The organism is Planktotalea sp., from assembly GCF_039984035.1.
Lineage (GTDB): Bacteria > Pseudomonadota > Alphaproteobacteria > Rhodobacterales > Rhodobacteraceae > Planktotalea.
The window spans coordinates 1-8,834 of the sequence record NZ_JBDWVM010000139.1 but is presented as its reverse complement, the minus strand read 5'-3'; the positions used below and the strand labels follow the sequence as shown (position 1 = coordinate 8,834).

General features: G+C 54.4%; 9 protein-coding genes. 4 read left to right on the top strand and 5 right to left on the bottom strand.

All coding sequences use genetic code 11. From position 1 onward, the window contains the following. Positions 1 to 59: 59 nt before the first annotated feature. Positions 60 to 989, top strand: a complete 930-nt coding sequence (locus ABJQ89_RS06375) for a DMT family transporter (protein WP_348495432.1) — start codon at positions 60 to 62, stop codon at positions 987 to 989. Between the two features lie 10 nt (positions 990 to 999). On the opposite strand, the gene ABJQ89_RS06370 is transcribed toward ABJQ89_RS06375, so the two are convergent. From ABJQ89_RS06370 to ABJQ89_RS06355, 4 genes are all read right to left on the bottom strand, one after another. Then, positions 1,000 to 2,418, bottom strand: coding sequence for a protein adenylyltransferase SelO (locus tag ABJQ89_RS06370; RefSeq protein WP_348495431.1), 1,419 nt, complete (start codon positions 2,416 to 2,418; stop codon positions 1,000 to 1,002). A 25-nt stretch (positions 2,419 to 2,443) separates the two neighbouring features. Further along, positions 2,444 to 2,893 (bottom strand): GNAT family N-acetyltransferase, encoded by a 450-nt coding sequence (locus ABJQ89_RS06365; protein ID WP_348495430.1) that lies wholly within the window; start codon positions 2,891 to 2,893, stop codon positions 2,444 to 2,446. Further along, positions 2,890 to 3,831 (bottom strand): nucleoside hydrolase, encoded by a 942-nt coding sequence (locus tag ABJQ89_RS06360; protein WP_348495429.1) that lies wholly within the window; start codon positions 3,829 to 3,831, stop codon positions 2,890 to 2,892. Before ABJQ89_RS06360 ends, ABJQ89_RS06365 begins: the two co-directional genes overlap by 4 nt. 147 nt (positions 3,832 to 3,978) lie before the next feature. Beyond that, a complete protein-coding gene (locus ABJQ89_RS06355) occupies positions 3,979 to 4,983 on the bottom strand; it encodes a Fe(3+) ABC transporter substrate-binding protein (RefSeq protein WP_348495428.1) in 1,005 nt (334 codons plus the stop codon). 213 nt (positions 4,984 to 5,196) lie between these two features. Here ABJQ89_RS06355 and ABJQ89_RS06350 point away from each other — a divergent pair, with 213 nt between their 5' ends. Both ABJQ89_RS06350 and ABJQ89_RS06345 read left to right on the top strand, forming a co-directional pair. Next, positions 5,197 to 6,588: a DUF4856 domain-containing protein gene (locus ABJQ89_RS06350; protein ID WP_348495427.1), complete on the top strand. Its 1,392-nt coding sequence runs from the start codon at positions 5,197 to 5,199 to the stop codon at positions 6,586 to 6,588. 67 nt (positions 6,589 to 6,655) lie between these two features. Continuing rightward, complete coding sequence (locus tag ABJQ89_RS06345; RefSeq protein WP_348495426.1) at positions 6,656 to 7,621, top strand: sterol desaturase family protein; 966 nt, start codon at positions 6,656 to 6,658, stop codon at positions 7,619 to 7,621. On the opposite strand, the gene mazG is transcribed toward ABJQ89_RS06345, so the two are convergent. Next, positions 7,618 to 8,439, bottom strand: coding sequence for a nucleoside triphosphate pyrophosphohydrolase (gene mazG / locus ABJQ89_RS06340; RefSeq protein WP_348495425.1), 822 nt, complete (start codon positions 8,437 to 8,439; stop codon positions 7,618 to 7,620). The two genes, ABJQ89_RS06345 and mazG, sit on opposite strands and share 4 nt — an antisense overlap. Positions 8,440 to 8,502: 63 nt before the next feature. Here mazG and ABJQ89_RS06335 point away from each other — a divergent pair. Continuing rightward, positions 8,503 to 8,834 (top strand): M20/M25/M40 family metallo-hydrolase (locus tag ABJQ89_RS06335; RefSeq protein ID WP_348495424.1); only part of this gene is annotated, 332 nt, incomplete at its 3' end.

The window sequence follows — 8,834 nt, the reverse complement described above, 5'->3', positions numbered from 1 at the left end:
CAGATGTCCAAATGTTTGTATTTCACGCAGCGTAGAGCCTTGCCGCGAGCAAGGAAAGCATGAAACGCCTTGACCTGACATCGTCGATCCGATCTGCCAGTGCCATGGATAGAAAAACGAGCCTTGATGGCATTGGTCTCTTTGCGATTGTCAGCTTTGCGGTGCTTATCGCCTTTAACCAAGTTGTGGTGAAAACTACGCTGGTCGGTATTCAACCTGTGTTTTCAGCAGCGTTGCGATCTTTGATCGGCCTTATGGCGCTTGGTGTTTGGATGTGGTTTCGCGGAATTTCGCCGCGGATGAGCCGCGCACAAATCAAAGGCGGCATCCTCGTTGGGGTTTTGTTCGGCATTGAGTTTTTGTGCCTGTTTGTGGCGCTTGACCTGACAACGATCAGCCGCGCCAGTGTGATTTTCTACACGATGCCTGTTTGGCTCGGCCTTGCCGCGCATTTTGTTTTGCCGGGCGAGCAGCTGAGCGGACTGCGCCTAATTGGTTTCATACTTGCGGTTTGCGGCGTTGCTTGGGCCTTCCTTGATCGCTCATCAGGGCAGGCGAGCTTGCTTGGCGATGTGCTTGCGCTGATCGGCGCGCTGTGTTGGGCGGGGATAACGCTCGCCGTGCGTCTAACGGCAATCAGCACCGCGCGCGCCGAAGTGCAACTCATGTGCCAACTCGCAATCTCTGCGCTGATCTTCTTTGCGCTCGCGCCATTCTTTGGCCCGTTGATCCGAGAATTCACATGGGTTCATGGGGCAGGCATCCTGTTCCAATCTCTGGTCACAGTATTCTTTGGATTCTTGCTCTTCTTCGCGTTGATGAAGATTTATCCGGCCTCTGATCTCGCCGCCTTTGCCTTCTTATCACCTGTGCTCAGTGTGTTGATGGGCTGGGCGATCTTGGGCGAACATATCGGCCCGGAAATCATCGGTGCGTTGGTGCTGGTCTGCCTTGGGCTCGTGCTGATTTCGCGCAGGCCCAAGGTTTGATCCATTTGGCTTAGGTGCCGCAGAAGGTTGCTGGCACGATTTCCTGCTCGCTCGGCGGGCGGGTGAGGTCTTCGTCTTGCTCGGCAACATCAAAGGGTGTTGCGAGCGCAGCCGTCAGACGATGGAACGGCGCAAAGTCGCCCTGAACCGCTGCCTCGATCATTTGTTCGATCCTGTGGTTGCGCGGGATGATCGCAGGGTTTGCGCGGGCCATGACAGCGGTTGGATCGTTCTCAGTCGCCAGCCGCGTTTGCCATTTGTCGTGCCATGCCTGATAGGCGCTTTGATCAATGACCTGATCTTTTGCACTGCCTTGCGTCAGCGCATGGAACGTATTGGTGAAATCGGCACCGCTGGTTTCCATCATGTCCAACAGGTCCGCGATGAGCGGCCCATCGCCCTCGCGCGGCGCGGCAATTCCTATCTTGGCCGCGAACACTAGTAGCCATTCAGCGCGAAGCTTATCTTTCATTCCATGCAGCATTTCGGTGAACCGCGTGACGGCTGCATCCGCATTGGGCATCAGCGGCACAAGGGCCGTCGCAAGCTGCGCCATGTTCCAAATGACGATGTCGGGTTGATTGCCATAACTATAGCGCGCGCCGCGATCGATAGAGCTGAACACGCGGTCAGTCGCAAATCCGTCCATAAATGCACAAGGGCCGTAATCGATGGTTTCGCCCGCAATCTGGCAATTGTCGGTGTTCATCACGCCATGAATAAATCCAACACCCATCCACGCGGGGATCAATTTGCACTGCGCCTCCATCACCGCCTGCAAGAACCCTTCGACACCATCGGCGACTGGGTAGTGACGTGTGCGGGTGTATTCAAACAGGGTTTGAAGCTGTTCAATCTGGCCGCGTGCGGCGAAAATCTGAAAGGTGCCAACACGAATATGCGAGGCGGCGATGCGTGTCAGCACTGCGCCGGGCAGGGCGGTTTCGCGATATACCTGCTCGCCCGTGGCAACGGCAGCCAGCGCGCGCGTTGTGGGAATGCCAAGCGCATGCATGGCCTCGGACACTACATATTCGCGCAGGATCGGGCCAAGCCACGCTTTGCCATCACCACCGCGCGAATAGGGTGTGCGCCCTGATCCTTTGAGCTGGATATCGCGGCGATTGCCTTTGGTATCAATGACTTCACCAAGCAGTATCGCTCTCCCATCGCCGAGCTGCGGGTTGTAAGAACCAAATTGATGCCCTGCATAAAGCTGCGCAAGAGGCTCTGCGCCGCTTGGCACATCCGCGCCGCTGAAAATCGCGCTCAGATCGCGGGCGTCACCTTTTTCGATGCCGAGTTCCGTACCAAGCGCGTCGTTGTAGGCCAGCAGCGAAGGTTCAGGCGCGACTTCAGGCGCTTGCGAGGTGAAGAAGCCGCCCTTGAGCGCTGCGAAACTATTGTCGAAAGGAATTTGTGTTTTCATATCGCTCATATAGGGGTTGATGGGCTCAAAGAATACGGGACATCATCAAATATCCCTCGCGCGGTCTGAAATGGCTGCGCCGATAGAGCCGCAAAGCGCTCTCATTCTTGGGATCGACGTCCAGATGCAGGGCTTTCATGCCCACGGATTTCAGCATCGCAACGAGCGAGGCAATGACCTCGGAGCCAACGCCGCGTCCGCGTACGCCCGAGCGAATGTAAATTTCATCGATAAACCCGTCCATGCCGCCAAATTCAACGGACCAGCCAAAGGTCACAACGACATAGCCAATCGGCGCGCGCGAGGGACCGATGAGATAAACCGCGCCAAGCGGCGATCCCTCCAGCAAAGGGGCAAGGGCATTATGACGATGCTCTTCATCGCTCTTTAGCCCTTCCTCTTCATGAAAGGCTTTGACCAGCGGCATCAGCCGATCCAGATCATCCGGTTTGGCAAGATGTAATGCGGCGCTCATAAGCGGGCCAGCCTTTCGGTGAGAAGGTCAAAGAAGCCTTGTGCATCCACATCGCCCATAAACATGGCATTGGGGGTGCGATCCGTCACGCCCCACCAATCCGCGACGGTCATGCCAAGGGTTAGCTCGGATTGGGTTTCGATTTCGACGTTTACGAAGCGGCCTGAGAATAGCTCAGGCTTGATCAGGTAGGCCGTCACGCAAGGATCGTGCAATGGCGCGCCGGCGGAGCCGTATTTATCCGTATCGAAGCGCTCAAAGAAATCAATCATGTCGGCCATGGCGTCACAGACAGGTGTCTTTTGGTCTCGCATGGCTTTGACGCGTTCGGGCGTTACCAACACTTTGTGCGTTACATCCAGCGGCATGACCGTGATCTTAATGCCGGATTTAAACACGATTTCAGCAGCTTCCGGGTCAACGTAAATGTTGAACTCAGCCGCTGGTGTGATGTTGCCGACCTCAAAATAAGCGCCGCCCATCAGCACGATTTCCTGAACCCGTTCAACGATATCAGGCGCGCGCTGAATGGCAGTAGCGATATTGGTCAAAGGACCGAGCGGGCACAGCGTGATCGTGCCTGCGGGCAAGTCTCTGATCGTTTCGATGATGAAATCGACGGCGTGTTGCTCGCAAAGCGGCATCACAGGGTCCGGCAAGGTTGGACCATCGAGGCCGGTTTTGCCATGCACGTGCTCCGCCGTGACCAGTTTGCGCGCGATTGGTGCATCGCAACCGGCGAACACGGGAACATTCGTTTTGCCCGCTAACTCACAGACAATACGCGCGTTTTTCTGGGTCAAGGGTAGGGGAACATTACCTGCAACCGCGGTGATTCCCAGAACGTTGATCTCTTCAGGGCTCGCCAGTGCCAGCAATATCGCGGCGGCGTCGTCCTGACCTGGATCCGTATCAATGATGATGTCTCTGACGGGCATAGAGGTGCTCCTGCATTTTTTGGCAAAGTGATGCAGCAATAGGCACTTGTCCATGGGCGATGCGCCGTTGGGCGGAATGCTGCAGAGCAAAAAATAAAACGGCCCGTTTGCACGGACCGTTTCAAGGTACTGAAAATGGATTGTCGTTTATCCGTCGAAATCAACTTCTTCTGTGATTTTCAACGCCGTTGAGCGATTGCCCGCAAGCGTCATCAAATTCACGTCGTCGGGTGTAAATTCACCCCAGCTTTGCACTAGCTCAACAGCTTGAGTGCCCGGTGCGATTGGGTATTCAAAATTCGCAGCCGCATAGATTTCTTGTGCCTTGGGGGACGCAAGAAATTCCATCATTTTGATGGCGTTGTCGCGGTTTGGCGCTGATTTCACCAAAGCCACGCCAGACACGTTCACATGTGTGCCTGCGCCTTCAAATGTCGGGAAAACAGGGCGGACGCTTTCGGCCCATGCTTTTTGTTCGTCGTCAGCCAGCATCTTGCCCAAGTAATAGGTATTGCCGATTGCGATATCGCATTCACCGGCCCAGATCGCTTTGATCTGCGCGCGATCGTTGCCTTGTGGTTTGCGCGCTAGGTTGGTTTTCACGCCTTCAAGCCACGCTTTAGCACCGTCTTCACCGTGGTGATGAACAACCGCTGACATAAGCGCGATGTTATAGGGGTGCGTGCCGGAGCGCGTGCAAATACGGCCTTTCCACTTGGGATCGGTCAAATCTTCGTAGGTGGTGACTTCACCCTCTGCGACGTTGTCGTTGGAGGCATAGATAATGCGCGCGCGCGTCGTCATGCCGAACCAGCGTCTTTCGGGATCGCGCAGGTGCTCGGGAACGTTTGTGTTGAGCGCGTCGCTTTCGACGGGCGCCGCAAAGCCTGCGTTCACAACAGCGGCAAGGCGGGAAATATCAACGGTGAACACCAAATCAGCAGGAGAGCGATCACCCTCTGCCTTGAGACGTTCAACCATTCCTTGCTTTAGGAAGGCGACATTAACCTTAACGCCGGTTTGCTCAGTGAAGGCATCGGTAAGGGGTTTGATCAGCTCTGGCTGGCGGTAAGAGTAAATATTTACCTCATCCGCGAGGACGGGTGCAGCAGCAAGCAGTGTTGTGAGGGAAAGTGCTGTTCGGTTGAACATGTCTTTTCAGTCTCCGTGACGGTTAGTGGGCTTGCTGACCCATATAGCTGATTTTTCTTTTCTGACAATATTGGTCAATTTAATTTCGCGCTATCCGTAATGTTACCTATATGGGCGCTTGACAGGCTGTCAAAATTCCTGACAAAAGACATCAGATTTTTAACCAAGCTAAACACTCAGGTTTGCTTGAACGACCAAATGAGGACTGAACCCATGACTCTTAAGAGCCTTTTTCTTGCGACGACCCTTTGCGCGGGAACTGCATTGAGCGCCGAATCTTACGGCCCATTCCCGGTGACCTTGCAGGATTATGCTGGCGATAAAACGAACACAGTGTCCTATTCTGGTCAAATCGCGCGTCACGTTCTGGAAAACAGCCTCAAGAAACTTGCAGCAAACGGTGATGGCGGCGCAAACGCGGCTGAACTGGAAGCGCAGATGTTGTCTTACTTTGACGGCTCTGATGCAGACCTGCCAATCATCGCGCCTGTGTCCAAAGACGGATTCGCGATTAAGCAAACAACTGTGAACGAGATTTCTTCCGGCAAGAACATCTCTGGCAAATTCTACGAAGGCGCGATGCCTGCATGGCCTGGCAACATGACAGGCAAGCAAGTTGCATACCACATGATCAAGAAAGCAGCAGCGGCCAACAAAGGCTTTGATGCGGAAACTGGTTATGACTACGCGCAGTTGATCTCCAAATTCACAATGGGCGCGATGGCGTACAACCAAGCGGTTGATAACTACCTCGACGAAAAGCTCGAAGCGGACAACAAGCCAAACAACGCACCTTATAGCGATGGCGCTGCCTACACAGGTAAAGAGCATTCATGGGATGAAGGCTTCGGTTACTGGGGCGCACCTGCGCACGCGCTCGAGCTGTCCGCGAACGATATCTACAACGTGTCCAAGCAAAAATCTGGCGACGTTGCGGATGCAAACGCAGATGGCGTTATCGATCTGAAATCCGAAATGGTTTTTGGCCCAGCGTACTACGCAGCCAGCTTTGATCGTTCCGGCGATGCGACGACATATGCGCAAAACATCATGTCTGCGTATCTCGAAGGTCGTAAGTTGATCGTATCCGCGGGCGGCGAAGCACTTTCCGCAGAGCAGCGCGCAACGCTGAAAGGCTACGCCGCGACAATCGAAAGCAACTGGGAATTGGTGCTTGCAGAAGCCTCCTTCAAATATGCGGGTTCCGTATACAGCGACATCGACAAGCTGAAAGCCGCAGAAGGTGAAGAGGCGAAAGCCGAAGCATACCGCAACTACGGTAAACACTGGAGCGAGCTGAAAGGCTTCGCAATGGCGCTGCAGTCCGGCAAAAACAACCTCGGCGCTACGGCTGTTGAACTCAACAACTTGATCGGCTTTGGCCCGGTTACGCTGGACAACTCCTACGTCACAGGCGTCGATGCGGATGGCAACTTCCTCAAAGACAAGCGCATGACGTGGAACGATTACCAGCTCAACATGTTGAAAGTTCAAAAACTGCTGTCAGACAGCTTTGGCATCAAAGCGCTGAACAACAACCAATTGGCGGACCTCGAAGGTTTGGCCGAAAAATTGGGCGCTGCATCCAACGCTGAAACAGACTAAGATCATCTGATCTCATGGACGGCGCAGGTGATGCGCCGTCCAACTTTGCTGCTGCGAGGATGTCATCATGGATTATCTAGACTCTTTGGTTTCGATTTTCTCTGACTTCGTGAACCCGAGAAAACGTGTTTTCCTTGGCTATCTCGCGCTCTCCATTCTTATTGCTTTCGTTTGGCTGCTGATCGCGCGCCGCAACTCGATGGGCCAAGCGCTTGGCCGCATCTTTGATCGCAAGATATTCTTCTCTGGATCATCCAAGGCGGATTACAAAGTCTTCGTGATCAACCAGATCATCGCGATGATCATTTCGCCGATGTTGCTCACCCAAATCGCCATCGCCACCGCATTGTTTTTCGCATTGCATGAGCAGGGGTTTATTTCAAAAGGCGTCTTTGAGGACACGAACGCGGGCCTTGTAGTCGCGCTGTTCTCTGCCGCGATCTTCATCGTCGATGATTTCACCAAATATCTACTACACCGCTGGATGCATCGCTGGCCATCGCTATGGGCCATTCACAAGGTGCATCATTCGGCGACCACACTTACGCCCGTGACCGTCTACCGCGTGCATCCTTTGGAAGGGGTGCTCTTTGGCCTGCGTAGCGCGATTGCGCAGGGTGCTGTGCTGTCAATCTTCGTGTTCCTGTTCGGCGATACTGTTGATCTTTACACTGTGGTCGGCGTCAATGTTCTGGTGTTTGTCTTCCATGTTACGGGATCAAATTTGCGCCACAGCCATATCGGCATTCGCTATTGGCCGTGGCTGGAACATATCCTGATATCCCCCGCGCAGCACCAGTTGCACCATTCCATCGCGCGTCGCCACTATGACAAGAATTTCGGCGTGGCACTGGCGGTTTGGGATTGGCTCTTTGGCTCGCTCGGACTGTCGGAAGAGGATGAAAGCCTAGAGTTTGGTCTTGAGCCCGGTGAGAAGGGCTATGAAACGGGCCTCAAAGGGCTGTACCTTGGCCCATTACAAGAGATTGCGCGCATCGCCAAGCGCCGTGTTTCGGCTCCGCTCAAGCGTTAATCGCCTGATTTCTCGGTAAGCTTTGCCGCATCCCAGAGCGCATCCATTTCTTCAAGATTGGATTGTTGAGGCGTTTTGCCTTTCTCGTTGAGCGCCGCCTCAACCATGCCAAAGCGCCGTGTGAATTTCGCATTGGCTGCGCGCAGGGCTGTTTCGGATTCGATTCCAAGATGACGCCCCAAGTTGACCATCACGAACATCAGATCGCCGAATTCTTCCTCAACTTCTGTCTGTGTCAGCGTCTCGCGCGCCTCAACCAACTCGCCTGCTTCCTCAACGATCTTGTCGAGCACCTCATCGGTGGAAGGCCAATCAAACCCAACCCGCGCCGCACGCTTTTGCAGCTTTTGCGCTCTCAACAACGCAGGCAAACCAACAGCAACCCCATCCAAAGCGCCGCCTTGTTCCTTACCAGCGCGCTCAGCAGCTTTGATCGTTTCCCAATCCTTAGTCTGTTGCTCCGCCGATTTCGCGTTACTTTGATCGCCAAACACATGGGGATGGCGCGCGACCATCTTGTCCGACATCGTGTTCGCCACATCGTGAAAATCAAACAAGCCGCGCTCAGACGCCATCTGCGCATGAAAGACCGATTGGAACAGCAAATCGCCCAGTTCTCCGCGCAGCTCCGCGTAGTCTTCGCGCTCGATCGCATCCGCGACCTCATAGGCCTCTTCAATCGTGTAGGGCGCGATGCTCGCGAAATCCTGTTCGATATCCCATGGACAGCCCGTTTTTGGATCCCGCAATGCCTGCATAATCTCCAACAAGCGGGGCAATCCGCCGTTTGCGTCGTGAATTAAGCTTTTGTCTTGCATTGCTCTCACCCGTCCGTTTCTGTCACAAGACCTTCTAACGCACCTCTATTCGGAGTCCATCCTATGCCCGTCGTAAATCGCATCGCGGAATTTTCCGCCGATATGACCAAATGGCGCCGCCATTTGCATACGATCCCAGAGCTGGCATTTGATTGCCCGAAAACTGCAAGCTTCATTGCCGACCGTCTGCGCGAATTTAACGTGGACGAAATCCATGAGGGCATCGCGCAAACCGGTATTGTCGCGATCATCAACGGGCAGGGCGATGGCCCCACGATTGGCCTGCGCGCAGATTTTGACGGCTTGCCGATCATTGAAGCGACGGGGCTTGATTATGCCTCCGAACATGAGGGGCAAATGCATGCCTGTGGCCATGATGGGCACACCACGATGTT

Excerpts from the sequence above, each read along its gene's own strand:
- mazG (WP_348495425.1), bottom strand. The coding sequence starts at position 8,439 with ATGCAAGACAAAAGCTTAATTCACGACGCAAACGGCGGATTGCCCCGC.
- ABJQ89_RS06370 (WP_348495431.1), bottom strand. The coding sequence starts at position 2,418 with ATGAAAACACAAATTCCTTTCGACAATAGTTTCGCAGCGCTCAAGGGC.
- ABJQ89_RS06375 (WP_348495432.1), top strand. The coding sequence starts at position 60 with ATGAAACGCCTTGACCTGACATCGTCGATCCGATCTGCCAGTGCCATG.
- ABJQ89_RS06355 (WP_348495428.1), bottom strand. The coding sequence starts at position 4,983 with ATGTTCAACCGAACAGCACTTTCCCTCACAACACTGCTTGCTGCTGCA.
- ABJQ89_RS06365 (WP_348495430.1), bottom strand. The coding sequence starts at position 2,893 with ATGAGCGCCGCATTACATCTTGCCAAACCGGATGATCTGGATCGGCTG.
- ABJQ89_RS06350 (WP_348495427.1), top strand. The coding sequence starts at position 5,197 with ATGACTCTTAAGAGCCTTTTTCTTGCGACGACCCTTTGCGCGGGAACT.
- ABJQ89_RS06360 (WP_348495429.1), bottom strand. The coding sequence starts at position 3,831 with ATGCCCGTCAGAGACATCATCATTGATACGGATCCAGGTCAGGACGAC.
- ABJQ89_RS06345 (WP_348495426.1), top strand. The coding sequence starts at position 6,656 with ATGGATTATCTAGACTCTTTGGTTTCGATTTTCTCTGACTTCGTGAAC.